20 protein-coding genes are annotated in these 16,657 nt (G+C 35.3%); 7 read left to right on the top strand and 13 right to left on the bottom strand.

All coding sequences use genetic code 11. From position 1 onward, the window contains the following. Entirely contained in the window at window positions 1–1,644 is a 1,644-nt protein-coding gene (locus AC07XU_RS05280) for a M14 family metallopeptidase (RefSeq protein ID WP_494942572.1), read from the bottom strand. A gap of 192 nt (window positions 1,645–1,836) precedes the next feature. After that, a complete protein-coding gene (locus tag AC07XU_RS05275) occupies window positions 1,837–3,039 on the bottom strand; it encodes a hypothetical protein (RefSeq protein ID WP_494942571.1) in 1,203 nt (400 codons plus the stop codon). A 115-nt stretch (window positions 3,040–3,154) separates the two neighbouring features. Between AC07XU_RS05275 and AC07XU_RS05270 the strand changes: the two genes are divergently transcribed. The 3 genes from AC07XU_RS05270 to AC07XU_RS05260 are packed head-to-tail and all read left to right on the top strand — an operon-like array spanning window position 3,155 to window position 5,548. Continuing rightward, complete coding sequence (locus tag AC07XU_RS05270) at window positions 3,155–4,555, top strand: aldehyde dehydrogenase family protein (protein WP_494942570.1); 1,401 nt, start codon at window positions 3,155–3,157, stop codon at window positions 4,553–4,555. 1 nt (window position 4,556) lies between these two features. After that, window positions 4,557–5,081 carry a YfiT family bacillithiol transferase gene (locus tag AC07XU_RS05265; protein WP_494942569.1) on the top strand — a complete coding sequence of 175 codons (525 nt, stop codon included), beginning with the start codon at window positions 4,557–4,559 and terminating at the stop codon, window positions 5,079–5,081. After that, window positions 5,078–5,548, top strand: coding sequence for a DUF6265 family protein (locus AC07XU_RS05260; RefSeq protein WP_494942568.1), 471 nt, complete (start codon window positions 5,078–5,080; stop codon window positions 5,546–5,548). Before AC07XU_RS05265 ends, AC07XU_RS05260 begins: the two co-directional genes overlap by 4 nt. A gap of 1 nt (window position 5,549) precedes the next feature. On the opposite strand, the gene AC07XU_RS05255 is transcribed toward AC07XU_RS05260, so the two are convergent. The 9 genes from AC07XU_RS05255 to AC07XU_RS05215 all read right to left on the bottom strand — a co-directional run bounded on the left by AC07XU_RS05255 (window position 5,550) and on the right by AC07XU_RS05215 (window position 11,718). Continuing rightward, window positions 5,550–6,173: a DUF305 domain-containing protein gene (locus AC07XU_RS05255; RefSeq protein WP_494942567.1), complete on the bottom strand. Its 624-nt coding sequence runs from the start codon at window positions 6,171–6,173 to the stop codon at window positions 5,550–5,552. Window position 6,174: 1 nt separating this feature from the next. Next, complete coding sequence (locus tag AC07XU_RS05250; RefSeq protein ID WP_494942566.1) at window positions 6,175–6,894, bottom strand: heavy-metal-associated domain-containing protein; 720 nt, start codon at window positions 6,892–6,894, stop codon at window positions 6,175–6,177. 185 nt (window positions 6,895–7,079) lie between these two features. Beyond that, window positions 7,080–7,904 carry a 4,5-DOPA-extradiol-dioxygenase gene (gene ygiD / locus AC07XU_RS05245; protein ID WP_494942565.1) on the bottom strand — a complete coding sequence of 275 codons (825 nt, stop codon included), beginning with the start codon at window positions 7,902–7,904 and terminating at the stop codon, window positions 7,080–7,082. Between the two features lie 90 nt (window positions 7,905–7,994). Further along, window positions 7,995–8,588: a YceI family protein gene (locus AC07XU_RS05240; RefSeq protein WP_494942564.1), complete on the bottom strand. Its 594-nt coding sequence runs from the start codon at window positions 8,586–8,588 to the stop codon at window positions 7,995–7,997. Between the two features lie 82 nt (window positions 8,589–8,670). Beyond that, the gene (locus tag AC07XU_RS05235) at window positions 8,671–9,234 is read right to left on the bottom strand and encodes a helix-turn-helix domain-containing protein (protein ID WP_494942563.1); all 564 of its coding nucleotides are present in this window, start codon (window positions 9,232–9,234) and stop codon (window positions 8,671–8,673) included. 1 nt (window position 9,235) lies between these two features. Further along, complete coding sequence (locus tag AC07XU_RS05230) at window positions 9,236–9,739, bottom strand: DUF3347 domain-containing protein (RefSeq protein ID WP_494942562.1); 504 nt, start codon at window positions 9,737–9,739, stop codon at window positions 9,236–9,238. A gap of 5 nt (window positions 9,740–9,744) precedes the next feature. Beyond that, window positions 9,745–10,596, bottom strand: coding sequence for a hypothetical protein (locus AC07XU_RS05225; RefSeq protein WP_494942561.1), 852 nt, complete (start codon window positions 10,594–10,596; stop codon window positions 9,745–9,747). A gap of 1 nt (window position 10,597) precedes the next feature. Then, the gene (locus tag AC07XU_RS05220) at window positions 10,598–11,134 is read right to left on the bottom strand and encodes a heavy-metal-associated domain-containing protein (RefSeq protein WP_494942560.1); all 537 of its coding nucleotides are present in this window, start codon (window positions 11,132–11,134) and stop codon (window positions 10,598–10,600) included. A gap of 182 nt (window positions 11,135–11,316) precedes the next feature. Continuing rightward, on the bottom strand, window positions 11,317–11,718 hold the full coding sequence (locus AC07XU_RS05215) for an HYC_CC_PP family protein (RefSeq protein ID WP_494942559.1): 402 nt from the start codon (window positions 11,716–11,718) through the stop codon (window positions 11,317–11,319). A gap of 199 nt (window positions 11,719–11,917) precedes the next feature. Here AC07XU_RS05215 and AC07XU_RS05210 point away from each other — a divergent pair, with 199 nt between their 5' ends. The 4 genes from AC07XU_RS05210 (at window position 11,918) to AC07XU_RS05195 (ending at window position 15,732) form a co-directional block, all read left to right on the top strand. Continuing rightward, window positions 11,918–12,619, top strand: a complete 702-nt coding sequence (locus AC07XU_RS05210) for a peptidylprolyl isomerase (RefSeq protein WP_494942558.1) — start codon at window positions 11,918–11,920, stop codon at window positions 12,617–12,619. 63 nt (window positions 12,620–12,682) lie between these two features. Then, window positions 12,683–13,450, top strand: a complete 768-nt coding sequence (locus AC07XU_RS05205; protein ID WP_494942557.1) for an exodeoxyribonuclease III — start codon at window positions 12,683–12,685, stop codon at window positions 13,448–13,450. Between the two features lie 49 nt (window positions 13,451–13,499). Continuing rightward, window positions 13,500–14,741 (top strand): imidazolonepropionase, encoded by a 1,242-nt coding sequence (gene hutI / locus AC07XU_RS05200; protein ID WP_494942556.1) that lies wholly within the window; start codon window positions 13,500–13,502, stop codon window positions 14,739–14,741. Further along, window positions 14,719–15,732, top strand: coding sequence for a formimidoylglutamase (locus AC07XU_RS05195; RefSeq protein WP_494942555.1), 1,014 nt, complete (start codon window positions 14,719–14,721; stop codon window positions 15,730–15,732). Before hutI ends, AC07XU_RS05195 begins: the two co-directional genes overlap by 23 nt. Here AC07XU_RS05195 and AC07XU_RS05190 read toward each other — a convergent pair. After that, complete coding sequence (locus AC07XU_RS05190) at window positions 15,695–15,856, bottom strand: hypothetical protein (protein ID WP_169304993.1); 162 nt, start codon at window positions 15,854–15,856, stop codon at window positions 15,695–15,697. The genes AC07XU_RS05195 and AC07XU_RS05190 overlap by 38 nt on opposite strands. Before the next feature lie 44 nt (window positions 15,857–15,900). Then, the gene (locus AC07XU_RS05185) at window positions 15,901–16,464 is read right to left on the bottom strand and encodes a 5-formyltetrahydrofolate cyclo-ligase (protein ID WP_494942554.1); all 564 of its coding nucleotides are present in this window, start codon (window positions 16,462–16,464) and stop codon (window positions 15,901–15,903) included. Between the last annotated feature and the right edge of the window lie 193 nt (window positions 16,465–16,657).

Here is a 16,657-nt window from a genome sequence, read left to right as displayed (position 1 = left end):
TTATAGTATTACCTCAACTGATTTACTTCCGGTAGTTGTGCTGCCAGCTTGAATGGTAATTTTACCGCTGCCTTTTATCAACCATGTTAATTCTTTATAACCTTTACCTTCTATACTTTCTAAAACTTGTGTTTTACGACCGCTAACAAAAGTTTGATTAGCATTTGAATTAACTTTTACCACAATCTTTTTAAGGAAATAACTTCTATCGCCAATTTTGGTGTAGGTTGGCAAATCACCACCATTCATTACATTTAAAGTAATACGAGTTAAGCCATCGGCTACTTTTTCTGTTTTAACATTTATTAGCTCTAATTCAGGAGCCATTTTTGCTAAACCTAAAACAAAGTCTGTGTGTTTTGCTACTATACCATCAACCATTTTATAAGGGGGATTAATCAATACAAAAGGATCTAAACCGCCAACTTCTACGGTTTGACCTGGAAAATCTGGATGATTAATCGCTTTCCACGGTGTAAATGTATTAGTTATTCCTTGTGCAGCTGCCCAACGTAAATAATTAGCAACAGGATCTTCGTTAACAAATTTCTTTTCTTTACGAGCCGTGTCTGGAGCCACTTTTGGCACCCACCAACCTGGTGTACTGAAACTTAATCTTCCATAATGAAAATAACCCCATTGAGAAAAATCGCCACTTTCTGCGACTGTTTTAGGAGCGTCTTTAGTTTTAGTGATTTTGTTATATCTTTCAGAAACCAAAGCGTTCGCTTTTGCATCTGCTTCAAACCAGCCTGTAATTATCCTCTTGCTGATGGCTTGAGGATTAAAAGAAACTGGCGCTGATAGGTTATTTGTTGGGCCGAAAGTTACCACTGCATAAACATTAAAAGCATCAAAAAGCCAATCGAACAATGCTCTATTTTCCTTTTCAGAAACTGCATATTCGCCAGCACCAGCAACAAAAGGTTTAAAGTTGTAGCTCGAATTTTTGTTAAAAGCTACACCGCCATCGCCATCTTCATTAAACTCACCATCTTTGTCGTTGTCAATTCCTTCAGATAATAGAATATATTTTCCATTTTCGCCTTTGCTCGCATCGGCCATTAATAAAGATCTTGGATCATCTGTATTCAATTTATATTTTCCGGTCGGATTGGCAATTCTCATCCAAGTAATCTTACCATCACCATTTAAATCTTCTGTTCCATCCTCGTTTTCTTTTCCATCTCTATCATCATCTGTTTTTGTAGCATTAACACTTAGCTCTGCTTTTACTTTAGCAAAATATTGTTCAGTAGCATCTGGGCTCATGTTAGGAAAAACATAGAAAGTTTGCTTACTCAACAAGGTTTTAACACTATCAACAGTAGATGATGCCAATAATTTTTCGGCAAAGCCGATGGCCATTTCAACACCTAAAAGATGTTTACCATCAACACCACCAACTACAACAATAGCAGGTTTATCTTCGGTTTTACCGGTACCAATAGTTAGCATTAAAATTTCTTTGCCACCAACAGTTTGCGTTAAAGTTTTACTTTTTACCAATTGAGGGTATTTTGACGAAAGTGCTTTAACTCTTTGTGCTAGGGTTGCGTTATTGCTGTAATCTTGCTGATTTTGAGCCAAAACATTGCCCATCAAAAACAAGAAGAACAATTTAAAAAGGTATAGTTTCTTCATTTTGTTTAGGTTATGTGTGCAATTTATAGAAAAAAGCATTTACATAATCTAACGCCTTACAAGGTTTTACAAATGTTACATGGTTAAAGAATAGAAAGCAGAGAGTTTGAAGATGAATCATATTAAAAATTAAGCTCTACGGTTTTTAATTCAAAAACAAAGGCAAGTTTTTTTGAAGAGCTTATGTTAAGATTATCTGATTATCTTACCAGTTTTATCTATTGTAACGTTAAAAGGGGGCATATATTCTTGCAAAAGCACTGCAAATTCTCGTCTATTAATTTGCCTACCAGCATCAAACTCCGTTTTAAAATGGTAACTGGTTTTCCATTTTTTCGGAATATCCTTTTTCATGGCTTCTAATGCTTTGTTGCCAACATAACTGATCATTTCCATTGCAGCGCCAATAGTAATGATGTCACTTTTATAATCATCAAACCAAATTTGTGCTTTGTAATGTGCATCTTTTATCGGTTGTTTAATTTCTGCAGTTGTAATTAATTTTTCTGGAGCGAATAATAAATTGCCATTTGCAATTTTGGCTTTTAAAACACCTGTTATCCCAACAAACTGAATTGCTTTCCAGTTAGAATCTGTTTGTTTAACATCAGTAAAAGGCATGAGGTTTAATTTATAAGCAACCAACTCACCTTGTATTTTTTTTAAATTAGAGGCTGATGTTTTAAAACTATAAAATGCTGCATAAGCTGCAGTAGCACCTGCTGCCTGCCCAATTAACATGCTTTGTGGATCATTTATCCATACAAAATTATCCTTCTCTGCCAATAAAAGACTGTACAATGAGAAAGTATTGGCAGTTGTGCCATTTATATTCATTCCAGACACTACACTTGTTCTATAAATGGTATTTGCATAGTCAAGTTTTTCAGGGCTTTTATTATTGGCGGCAGTAATTTTAAGTGCTGCGTTTAATTTTGCATCTGCAGGATTAATTAAAACTCTGGGCTTAATTGTTCTACCATCACTTAGTTTAATAGTAGCGCTATTTGTGCCTCCATCAGCTTTAACCCACATAACATTGCCAATAACTGTTAGCTTTTTTATACTATCGGTCCATTTTTTAAGCACCTCATTGGCTAACATTTTATCAAAAGTTACCACTTGTGTACTGTCTTTTATATTTTTCGCATCGCGGATTTTCTGCAGAAACATGGCTTGCAAACCACTACTTAGGTCATTATTAATTGGTGAGATATCAAACCCTCCCGCTTGGAGTAAAAGTGTTGTTTCTACACCAGATATTGCAGATTGAATTGCGGCAGCAGCAGCAGCATTACCATTACCAATTACCAAAACACCTGGCCTTAATGTTTGCGAATTTGCTTCCCTAAAGATTAATAGAAATGCAAAAACAAAAAACAAAACTCTTTTCATTTGATTAGGTTATAGGATGATATACGCAATATGCTTTTTTTAGATGTTTTGTAAAAAAATACTTCACCAATTTAACTATATTTAACAATTATAGAATGTATTAGTTCTCCATACTATGGAACAAAAAATCAATGCTGCATTTAATGCTCAGCAAGCCTACAAATATACGCTAAGAAAAACTAACGCGGCAGACCGAATAGCTAAATTGAATGCATTAAAAGCCGAAATTAAAAAACAAGAAACTAGTATCTACGAAGCTTTGCAAAGCGATTTGCGTAAAAGTAATTTTGAAAGCGCTGTAACAGAATTAATTTTTACATATGGCGAAATTGATTATGCCATTAAAAATTTAAAGGGCTGGATGAGCCCAAAACGAATAGGAAAAACCTTAAGCAATCCATTTGCAAAAAACAGGATTTACTATGAGCCAAAAGGCGTTTGTTTAATTATTGCTCCTTGGAATTATCCTTTTCAGCTTACAATCGGACCTCTTGTTTCGGCAATTGCAGCAGGTAATTGTGTAATCGTTAAACCATCTGAGTTAAGCTCGGCAACAAGTAAAGTGGTACACAGCATTATAAACGAAGTTTTTGAAGAACAAGAAGTTGCTTGTTTTGAGGGCAATGCCGATGTTTCTACGGCTTTACTTAAATTACCATTTGATCATATCTTTTTTACTGGTAGCACTGCAATTGGTAAGGTAGTAATGGAAGCCGCTTCTAAAAATTTAACCTCAGTAACTTTAGAGTTAGGCGGCAAATCTCCAACAATTATAGATAGCGAAGCTGATTTGCAAAAGGCAGCTGAAAAAATAGCATGGGGGAAACTGGTTAATGCCGGGCAAACCTGTATTGCTCCCGATTATGTTTTTGTGCATGAGCAACAGCTTGATGAATTTATAGGGCTGTATAAAGCAGCAGCCTCAAAAATGTTCTTCAAATCAGCAGATAAAATTGATCCTCAGACCTATGGAAAAATCATTAGCGAAAAACATTACGAGAGATTAAAAGGCTTAGTTGATGAAGCTGTTGAAAAAGGGGCAAGAATTGATTTTGGTGGAGATTTTGATGAGAAAAATCACACCATTAACCCAGTTTTGCTAAGTAAAATACCAAAAGGTGTTAAAGTAATGGAGGAAGAAATTTTTGGACCAATTTTACCTTTAATTAGCTACAAAAATTTACAGGAAGTAATTGATCAAATTAATGCAAAAAGCAAGCCTTTGGCCTTATACATTTTTAGCAATAGCGATAAAAACGTCAAATTTATAATACAAAACACCAGCGCAGGCGGCACTTGTATAAACGATGTATTAATCCACATCAGTAACCCAAAATTACCTTTTGGCGGTGTTAATGGCAGCGGTATGGGTAGCAGTCATGGCATTTATGGTTTTAAAAACTTTTCGCATGAGCGAGCCATAATGTTTCAACGTGGCATAGATTTTAACGATATGGTTTATCCGCCTTATGTAGGTAAAGAATGGGTGCTTAAAATGTTGAAAAAGATTATGTAGAATGCAAGATTTAGAGCAATTAAAATATCCGATTGGAGTGTATCATCCTCCAAAAAATATAACCAAATTTCAACTTGATGAATGGATTGATCAACTCTCTATGCTTCCCAATGAATTAGCAACTGTTTCTTTGGGTTTAAGTGATGCTCAATTGGCAAACCATTACCGCCCAAGCGGCTGGACAGTTAGGCAAGTGATCCATCATTTAGCAGACAGCCATATTAATGCTTACACACGTGTTAAACTCACATTAACCGAAAACAGACCCGAAGTTAGACCTTATGATGAGGTTGCCTGGGCAGAATTACATGATGGAAAAACTGGAGAGATTAACCTTTCCATAGCAATTGTAAAATCCATTCACGAGCGTTTGGTTGCTCTGCTTAAAACTTTGACTTTCGAAGATTTTCAAAGAGTTTATTATCATCCGACAGCAAAGCAAGAATATACCTTGGCCTATTTAGTTGGCAATTATGCCTGGCATGGAAAACATCATCTAGCACATATTAAATCTACGCTAAAATGAAAAAATACTTTATCCTAATTATTCTTTTAGTCTTAGTGCAATTCTCTTCCAATGCACAAAAACCTAATCTAAAAGCTTTTTCTTTTTTAACAGGAAGCTGGGAAATGAAAACCAAAACTGGTAAAATTGTAGAACGCTGGCAAAAACACCAAGATAGTTTAACTGGCAGTTCTCATAAATACGATGCCAAAGGAGATAGCGTTTTAACAGAAACTATCGTGTTAAAAAAGATAAGTGGCTTTTGGCATTTCTGTGTTAATGGCTATGAAAAAGGCAATGAAGGAAAGACAAATTTTAAACTCATTTCTACAACCAACAACACTTTTGTTTTTGAGAATAAGGAACATGATTTTCCTCAGCAAATTGTTTATCAAAATAAGGGCAAAGAAACTTTACTAGCTTGGATTGAAGGCGAGATAAATGGCAAAAAGCAAAAAATAGAATTTCCTTACCAAAGAAGTAAATAGCCTATTGTGTTTTTAACCATTTAATTTCTTTTTCTTGGGCTTTTACAATCTGTTGCGCCAACAATTCAATTTTTTCATTCTCAGCGTAGGGTAAATATGCTTTTGCCATATCAACTGCGCTTTGGTGATGAGGTATCATTAAAGCTACAAAATCTTGATCTATATCGTTCGTTAGTTTTGCCTTCGCCATGCCTTCCATCATAGGATCCATTGATGAGTTTAAGGCTTGTTTAAATTTTTCTACCTCTTTTGAAGGTTGCTGATTGGCTGTTTTAAGAAAGTCTTTAAGTATTGCTATTTCTCTCTCCTGATCAGCAATTACACCATTACAAAAGGCAATCAATTCTTGAGATCTGCCATTTTTAACAACTTCTTTTGCCATTTCAACTGCTCCTTCATGGTGTGGTATCATCATCGATGCAAAATCATAATCGGCATTTCCCGTCATTTTAGCTTTATGCATGGCCATCATGCTCTTATCCATGGCTTGCATCATTACGTTTTCGGTTTGTGCTTCTCCGTGTTTCATCTCCTCATGATTTTTTGAGTTAGGCGTTTTCTCATGCTGGTTACATGCCGCAAATAATACCGCAACAGCGGATAAAATGATTAAAGTCTTTTTCATATTACATTAAAATTAACATCGTTGCACTCATGGCAATCATTAATAAATCTTCAATTATAGTTAGCGTGCTCATTGGCAAGTTAAAAACTGCTCCCAAACAAGCGCATTGTATTTTTCTTTTATTTAAAACACTTTGTAAAACACCAATAATACTAACAGTCATCACAATTAGAGTGATTAAATTGGTTAAAAACGGATTAAAATTAACCATAAACGCAATCCCCAACCCTAATTCTACAAAAGCATAAATATATCCCCAAGCTGGAATTTTCTTTGCTAAAACATCATACATTGCATAACTGTCTGCAAATCCTTTTAGGTTAATTAATTTAAAGAAGGAGAAGGAGAGAAAAAACCCGGCCATAAAATAGCGCATAAATTCCATCCAATTTAAACCTTCATTTTGCCAACTGGCGATGGCAGAAAAGCCAAAAACATAAGCAAACAATAATAGTACTGGCTTGTAAGTTTCGAAAAAAGACAACTTTTCTTCCAAAATTTCACCATGTGATGCGGAAGAAATTTGGTATTTGCCATCTTTTCCTCCAATTGCGTCTTGTAAAGTATTTAAGCCGATGTGTTTATCCATTGTTATATAGGCTGAATTAGTTTCTTTAGAAACATTTACAGCAGTAATTTCTGGAATGTTAATTAGGCTTTCTTTAACTTTATTTTCGCATCCAGAACAGGTCATGCCTGTAACTTGATATGTATGTGTCATTGTTGTAAAATTGAAAGACAAAATTACAACAGCTAGCAGGCGCTAATGTTATATAATATTAGGAAAGAGTTACATAATTTTAGTTATCAACGTCATTACCAGCTCAACTGGTAATCGTAATGCGGATGAAGGATTATTCTAGTAAAAAGCTTAGGATTCCAATTTCTTGGGATGAAGACTCAAATCTATCCAATCTGTACCGATGTCATGGTTAATGAACCGCCAACAGCTTTATCATTAAATAAGGTAGCTTGTTCATTATCGCCCTGCAAACCTAAAGTATACATTAATGGTAAATAATGTTCTGGCGTCGGTATACCTAACATTACATCGCTACCCATACCTTGGTAATTAATTAAGGCTTCGTGATTTTTGTTTATGATTGCCTTTTTGAACTTATCATTGGCTTCAATTGCCCAATCGTAACCGCCTCCATTAATCATTTCCCAGCTCATCATCCTTAGGTTGTGTACCATATTGCCACTCCCTAAAATTAAAACTCCTTTTTTGCGCAGTGCGGATATTTCTTTAGCTAAATCATAATGATATTGAGCGCCTTTGGTATAATCGATGCTTAACTGTAAAACCGGAATATTGGCGTTTGGATACATATTTTTAACCACCGACCATGCGCCATGATCTAATCCCCAATCGTGGTCTAAAATAATATTTGTAGATTTAACCAAAGCCGAGGTATGTTTTGCTAACTCAGGGTTGCCTGGAGCTGGATATTGCACATCGAATAATGCCTGCGGAAAACCACCAAAATCATGAATAGTGGGCGGAAAATCCATCGCTGTAATTTTTGTTCCATTAGTAAACCAATGGGCAGAAACCACCAATACAGCTTTTGGTGTAGGAATATTTTGTGCTATTTGATACCACTTTTCACTAAACTCATTCTCCTCAATCCCATTCATTGGCGAGCCATGGCCCATAAAAAGCGCAGGCATAATATCGCTTTGCGGCAAAGCTGATGTAAAAGATTTGAATTGATTGAGTGTAGCCACGATTTTAAATCACTTAGATTTTTTTACCACATAGGCACATAGCTATCATATTTGAAAAATGGCCTATGTGTCTATGGGGTTTAATTTTTATTACTTTGCTTGTGCAAATTGCAAATTCAATGTAATGTTGATGTCTTTTGCAATGCCTGCTCCTGTTGGATCATAATTTATATTATAATCTAAACGGTTAATGGTTGTTGTAGCCATAAAACCAGCTTTTGTATTACCTTGTTGATCTTTAGCAGTACCACCATAAACAACAGTAAACATAACATCTTTTGTTACATCTTTAATGGTTAATTTACCTTTTAAATAGTAAATGTTCGTAGTTTTCTTAGGTCCCTTAAATGGCTTCTGACTAAAAGAAGTGCTTACAAAAGTCATTTTTGGAAATTTAGCGGCACTAAAAAAATCATCAGATTTTAAGTGGTTATCACGCATCTCAACACTAGTGTTAATACTTGCAACATCAACTGTAAAATTGATTTTAGCGTCTGTTAAATCTGCTTTGCTAGCCTCAATTGTGCCTTCAAATTTTTTGAATGAACCATCTACAAAAGAAATTCCCGAATGTTTAACCGAGAAATTTACAAATGAGTGAGCCGGATCTGTTGTCCATTTAGTTTGCGCTAAACTTGCAATGCTAATGCTGGTTGCCAGCACAAATAGGAATAATTTTTTCATAATCTTTAATTTTAAGGATAATACAAAAGTAGAACAAGCAGACCTTACAATTGTTGATGTATGATAAGAAATAGGTGAGTTTTTAGAGTTCATCAAGGGTTTTACGCTCCATATTATTAAGTGTTTTAAACTTACTAGGCGTAATTCCAGCAACTTTTTTAAATTGCGATGATAAGTGTGCCACGCTGCTATAATTTAATGCGTAGGCAATCTCGCTTAGTGATTTTTCTCCGTAAGCAAGTAATTCTTTAACACGCTCTATTTTTTGCAAAATAAAATATTTCTCTACCGTTTGCTGCTCAACCTCAGAAAAAACACCACTTAAATAAGCATATTCTAAATTAAGTTGTTTGCTTAAGTAAGTAGATAAATTAACTTGCAACTCGTTGTCGTTATAATGAACCAACTCTACAATAAATGCTTTAATTTGTGCTGTTAATTGTTGTTTTTTGTCTGTTAACAATTCAAAACCAAATTGTTTTAGGGTTGCTGCTAGTTGCTCCTGGCCTGAAGTGTCAAATTCATTATTTGCCAAATCAACCTCCCCTAACTTTACGGAAACAGGGTTAAAACCAAGTTTTTGCAACTCAGTTTTAACCACCATTTTACATCTATCGCATACCATATTTTTGATATACAATTTCATCTTATTTCTTAGCGATAGTTTCGGTTACTTCACCACAATCGTACATCATGCTACCATAAAATGGATTTTGTACCGCTTCTATTTCATTAAGCCAACTCTTTTTAGCCATTGGACAATACTGCACATAAACATCAGCATTGTTTAACTTAAACTCTTTAGCCAATTTTAGCATAGCTGATGATAGCGGCCAAAAGCTGTTGCGTTGTACTTTAATTGCTTTTTCAGTTGATATCGCCAAGGCAGCTTTTTTAATCGTTTCAGATTCTGTTTTCCATAAAGTTTGTTGGCTTTCAGTCAAAGTCTTAACCGGAAATTCATCAATATTTTTAATTAATGATCTTACACTTTCGCTAGCTTGTATTGCATTGTCTTTTGCTAATGCGTTTTTAGCTTCAAAGTAGGTTTTTAAAGTGTTGTTAAATTCTCTTTTTGCCACCATACTTTGTGCATTTGCGGCAAATGCCGATACCATTAACATTGCAATTATTACTAAGTTCTTTTTCATGATTTTTATTTTAATGCGTTAAAAAAATTAAATTCTACTCGTGCCAAATACATATTTTTCAGGTATCTGTTTGGCATATTTCCAGCTGCTTGAAAGCGGTAACCTAAATCTATTCTAGTTCTGCTATTTAATATCAATTGTAAAGCAGGAGCAATATCGAGGTAAGAGTTTCCATAAGCGGGATCTGTTTTGCCTAGCAACTCGACATACAAATTAAAGTTAGGCTGATTGTAGTTTTTATACACAAACGGCAACAACAAATAGCCCGAAGATAAACTGTAACTGATCATTTCATCTGGCTGATAAAAGCTATTCGTTGGCGAACCATGCAACATCATTAATGGATCGATATCAAGGCGAAAATCGTTTTTATCAAATGTACTACTGTAACCAACTGTTGCTGATAAAGCTAATTTATGGATCAATTGCGTAACCACAATTCCGCCTTGCCAACCAGAATTATCGCCTTCTAAATTAATATCATTCGATGGAAATTTTCTGTTGCTGGTGCTCACCCTTGCAAAAGCCGCAGCCCGTAAATGACTTTGCGCTTCATCTAAAGACAGAAACCGATACTTGGCATAAATACTCCCTCCTTCCACACGATATTTCCCATCCATATCAGACATGAAACCTTGCAAATGAAACATAAAGTTTTTATTTAAACCTACCATCAACTCTGCCAACGTTCTATTGGTAAATGTAGGTTGAAACATACCTTCGTTTGTTAACCTAACGCCAATTGATTTTGCTGGCATATTGCTTGCTGGTTCGGTAAAAACGTACAATTCTTGAGCTACTGTAACCGATATTGCACTAAAACCGATTAGCGCAATTAACAATATTCGCTTAAACATCTTAAATGCTCAAGTGGTAAATCCTTATCTTTTTTCCGTTTACTACACCTGTGCCTGTAGCATACGAATCGAATTTGACTGTACTGGCTCTTTGTTTAAATACACTGTTAGAAACAAAGTTTTTATCTATCACATTCACCTTTGTTGGGCCATTTAACACTTTGTCTTTTGCATTTGCAAAGCGATAAACGTTTGGTCCTACAACTGCTTGTCCGTTGGCATCAACCTTGGTTTGATTAAAGTTAACTGTAGCTTCTAACTTTCCAACAGAAAAGCCAGCATCTTTAACTTTTTTGTTCAATTGGTCGAAACTTACCGCTTGATCCTTTTTAAAAGTGATTACAAAAAGATTTCTGTTTAAATCTGGTTTAACATCCGTAACATATGGTAATGTTCTAAGCGATTTTTCGGTAGCTTGAGAACACATTGAGCAGGTTAATCCTGTTACTTGCATTTCTGCCGAAGTAATTTGTTGTGCAGATGCTTTATTGATTACAAAAAGCATCAAAAAACTGAATATGATTTTAGTCGTTTTCATCTTGATTTTTTTAAATAGTAAAGTTATTGTTAAGCTTAGCGTAGGCGAGGAAGCCAGAGCGAAGATTTTTCGCTAGCGTTCTCGCCAACATGTTAAATCTTTAGCTATAGTGATATCTCCCATTGGGGAAATAAAAAATCAACCAAAAGCTATTGAGCTGATGGTAGATCAGATGAAAAATCCTAATTTCTGAAAACGCAGTTTAAAATCTGCAGTGAGATAGTTGATGTTCGGGGTGGTGCTTTATTAACCGAACTACCAAAGTATTTTGGAAAAAACGGCTTTAAAAAGCTAACAATGCGAGATGGAAGAAAAGTTTCTAAACTAAATAGTTTTGGAAGTTTTACAGATGCTTCTGCATGATGACTGTCTTTTACTTTTACCTCTACATTGGTGTTTTTACAGCAACCATCGTCTTTTTTGTCAACCGGTTCGGCTTTACAATATTTACAAGAAGTTTTGTTGGCATAAAGCGCAACATCGGCCAATTTACCACCACAAAAATGCATGCTCAAAGCAATGCCAATTACGCTAAATGCGTAGAAAGTGCAAAGTGCTAGGGCTAATTTTTGTTTTAACTTCATTTATAGCAAAGCTAGAGATAAATTTTTACAATGCTGTTTGTTAGATTGTTAAAAAATGGTAAAATGACATAAACCCTCACACTTGCAGCTTAAAAGAAACTTTTCTATAACTGTTTTTAACAGATGAGACCACTTTTTGCGCTAACTGTTATCAATCATTTCTAATTTTTTAAATACCTTAGCTTAAATCATTTTATGCATGAAAAAACTTTTAACTCTCCTTTTAAGCCTATGTTTTGTAGTTAGTTTTGCCGCAAAACCTAAAAATCAATATGTAAAAATTACCACTTCAAAAGGCGAAGTAATTATTAAGCTCTACAACGAAACGCCCTTACATCGTGATAACTTTTTAAAGTTAACAAAGGAAGGTTTTTATAACGGCACTATTTTTCACAGGGTGATTAAAGAATTTATGATTCAAGGCGGTGATCCTGATTCGAAAAATACTACTCCAGATGCTTCATTAGGTAGCGGCGGATTGAAATATACTATTCCGGCTGAGTTTAGAGATAGCCTCTTTCATAAAAAAGGTGTTTTGGCAGCGGCCAGAGATAATAATCCTGAAAAAGCATCAAGCAGTACTCAATTTTATATCGTGCAAGGTAAAGTTTGGACGGATTCTGCTTTGAATGTTACGGAAGAGAAGCGATTGAAATTTAAGCTCCCTGAATGGCAAAGACAGGTTTATAAAACCATTGGAGGTTCGCCACATTTAGACAGAAATTACACGGTATATGGCGAAGTAGTTAAGGGTTTGGAAATGGTAGATAACATTGCAGCTATGCCAACAGGAAACGCCAATAGGCCGAAAGAAGATGTTAAAATGACGGTTACAGTTTTAAAGAAAAGAGAGGCTAGGAAATTAGAAAGAGAATTGAAAAAAAAAACTGATAAAGGATAAGATTTAGTAGAAAACTTATTCGTTTCATCTTTATTCTTGATACTCACTACTTGATACTAAACAATGAAAATCATATCATATAACGTAAACGGCATTCGTGCCGCAGCTACAAAAGGTTTATTCACATGGTTACAAGCAACCGATGCTGACATGATTTGCCTGCAAGAAGTAAAAGCTTTAGTAGCGCAAATTCCAGAAATCATCGCCCTAATTGAACAATTGGGTTATCATCATTATTGGTTTCCGGCTGAGAAAAAAGGATATAGTGGTGTAGCCATCTTAACCAAAGTTAAGCCCAACAATGTAGCTTATGGCTGTGGCGAACAATGGATTGATGCTGAAGGCAGAATTTTAAGAGCAGATTTTGATGATTTCTCATTAATGAGCGTTTACCTTCCATCTGGTTCTAGTGGCGATGAAAGACAAATCAAAAAATATGAATTTATGCGCTTTTTTGATGTGTATATTGATGAGGTTAGAAAAGAAAATCCAAACTTGATCATTTCTGGAGATTACAACATTTGCCATCAGGCGATAGATATTCATAATCCAAAATCAAATGCCAATTCATCTGGTTTCTTACCAGAAGAAAGAGAATGGATGGAATTGTTTATGAACAACGGTTTTATAGATAGTTTCAGGCATTTTAATAAAGATCCACATCATTACACCTGGTGGAGTTACAGAGCTGGTGCTAGAGTCAAAAACTTAGGCTGGCGTATCGATTACCATTTGGTAAGCCGACCAATGGAAAGCCGATTAAAAAATGTAAGAATTTTACCAGATGCTTTGCATTCTGATCATTGTCCGGTGTTGCTTGAAATAGAATAAAGCATCAATATCCATTTGAAAAAGACATTGAAGTGTTTAAAATAATACCATGCTCATCACCAACATTAAAGGCCTTGTAGGCGTACATCCAAAAGAGAAATTAAGTCTTCGCGGTAGTGAAATGGCTAATTTGCCTGTGTTAGAAAATGCATGGTTGTTATTAGCCGATGGATTAATTAAAGATTTTGGTTTGATGAGCGAAATGCCGTCTAACCTCTCAAATCTCAGCTCTCATATCTCGGCTGAAGGCCGTTTCGTTTTCCCTTCTTGGTGCGATAGCCATACGCACATTGTTTTTGCTGCACCACGAGAAGAAGAATTTGTAATGAAAATTGCTGGTAAAACCTACGAAGATATTGCCGCAGCTGGCGGTGGCATTTTAAATTCTGCCCGAAAACTACAATTAGCTACAGAAGATGAACTTTTTGAAAGTGCCAGTTTACGTTTAGCAGACATGATTAAACAGGGAACAGGAGCGGTAGAAATTAAAAGTGGTTATGGCTTAACACTCGAAAGTGAATTGAAAATGCTCAGGGTGATCAAAAGATTAAAAGCTACATTCCCTATCCCAATAAAAGCAACTTTATTAGCAGCTCATGCCTATCCGGCCGAGTTTAAAAATAACCATCAAGCTTATATCGATTTAATTATCAATGAAATGCTTCCGGCAACTGCCGAAGAAAAATTAGCTGATTACATCGATGTTTTTTGCGAAAAAGGATTTTTTTCAGTCGAAGAAACGGATGAAATTTTATCCGCTGCTGCGAAATATGGATTAAAACCAAAAATACATGCCAACCAACTTTCGGTTTCTGGTGGCGTACAAATTGGCATTAAACACGAAGCTGTTTCTGTAGATCATCTGGAAGAAACCGATCAGGATGTTTTAACGAGTTTATCGCAAAGCGAAACTATTGCCACGCTTTTACCTTCTTGCTCATTTTACTTAGGTATTCCATTTGCAAATGCTCGTGGTTTAATCAATGCCAACGCAAAAGTGGCTTTGGCTACAGATTTTAACCCGGGTTCTACTCCATCCGGAAATATGAATTTTGTGGTTTCATTAGGCTGTATTAAACTCAAATTACTACCGCAAGAAGCCATTAACGCAGCCACTTTAAATGGAGCAGCAGCCATGGAAATGAGTAATGAAATAGGAAGCATCGCCATTGGCAAAAAAGCAAATTTGTTTATTACCAAACCTATGCCTTCATTAGCTTTTCTACCTTATAGTTTCGGCCAAAGCCAAATAGAAACGGTTATTTTAAATGGAGAAATTTACAATGGATAGCTTTACAATTTATACGCAAGGCGATGTTTCGAATTTGGTTAATCAACGGGCCGGAGAAACGAAATTGGGCGAAAAGGTTTTAATAGCAGCCGGCATCGATGACATATTCAATTCAACCGCAAAATTCGTGCTTTTGGGTATCCCTGAAGATATTGGTGTTCGTGCAAATTTAGGTATCGCAGGCGCAAAAACAGCTTGGGATGCAACTTTAAAATCATTGCTTAATATGCAAAGCAACCCATTTTTAGTGGGTGATGAAATTTTAGTATTAGGCCATTTTGAAATTGATGAGCCAACAGATACAAGTTTAACAGGATTGAGAAAAAAAGTTAATCAAATTGATGCATTGGTTTATCCTATCATCCAAAAAATTGTTAGCGCAGGCAAAATACCTATTGTAATTGGCGGCGGACATAACAATGTCTTCCCGATTATTGCGGGAGCCTCTATGGCTAATGGCAATAAAAAAATGAACGTTGTTAATATTGATGCTCATGCAGATTTAAGAAACCCAGCAGAAGGCAGACATAGTGGCAATGGTTTTAGTACAGCGATAGCAAGCGGATATTTAAATCAATATCAAATATTTGGTTTACAACAAAACTACATAAACCAAAATTTACCTGGTGAATTGGCAACAAAACCCAATTTAACAGCTTTTTACTTTGAAGATTTGTTGCAAAGCCAAAAATCTGTTGTAGAAGATTTTACCGAGTTTACGGCTAATTTACAAGAGCCATGTGGCTTAGAAATTGATTTAGATAGCATTGAAAATGTTTTATCAAGTGCGCAAACTTCTTCTGGTTTTGCTTTAAATGATATTCGAAAAATTTTAATGTCGAATACTAAGAATTACAGCTATTTACACATTTGCGAAGGTGCCACCGAATTAGCATATGGCAGAAAAGACAGCAAAACAGGAAAAACGATTGCTTATTTGGTAAGTGATTTTGTTAAAGCTCTTCTGCCTCGTATTTATCCGCTGCCTTAAGCATAATTTCAATTTCTGCTTCTTGCGCTTTGGTTAATGGCTCTTCTTGCTCTTGCAACTCAAAAATGGTGATCATCGTTTCTTCGTAATGTTTTGCTGAAGTAATTTTAAATTCTTTTTCCATTTCTTGAGATTTGAGATATGAGATTTGAGATTTGAGACCTGCAACTAAACAAAACTATAGATTTTATTTGGTGTGATGCATTTATCCAAACGGATATCATTCAAATGTACATCATTAATTTGTGCTACGGGTTCAAAAAATGATAATCCAATTTTTTGGGTATGCATGTTTTGCAAAAAACGATCATAAAAACCCTTACCATACCCTACTCTATAACCTTTTTGATCAAAAGTCAATAATGGTACCAAAACCATATCTGGAATACCCTCAAACTCTAAAGAATGTTGAGGCTCTGGAATACCATAATGGTTGTTTTTTAAGTCTGCCAAGCTATTAAAAACATAATTACTCATGGTATGGGTTTCAAAATCTGCCTTAGGCACAACAATTTTGATGTCAGGATGATTTGCTTGCAGCCAATCAATAATTAAGAATGTATTTGGCTCGTTGTGCCGCAGGATAGGAAGAAAGACATGTATAACATTAATATTGCTTAAATCAAGCATTTTAAAACCTACTAAAAGAGCTTTGCTAAGTAACGCAGCTTGCTCTTCACTTAAACACTTTCTTTGCGCTAAAGCTTGTTTTCTTAGTTCTGATTTTAGCATATACAAATTTACTTAAACTCCATGTCAGTCTGAGCATGGCGAAGACTAATTTAATCTTTGGATACGCTACCGATGTAAAATCGGCACAAGTCAGAATGACCGGCCACAGGTGATAAACTACAAAAATGGCTTTGGAATTAATCCAAAGCCATCAATATGATTTAACAAATTTTTGGATTAAAAAATTTTGAAA

It is taken from the genome of Pedobacter sp. GW456-11-11-14-TSB4, assembly GCF_059424425.1.
Note: the sequence above shows the minus strand (reverse complement) of the source record. Positions and strands in the feature narration are given on the sequence as shown.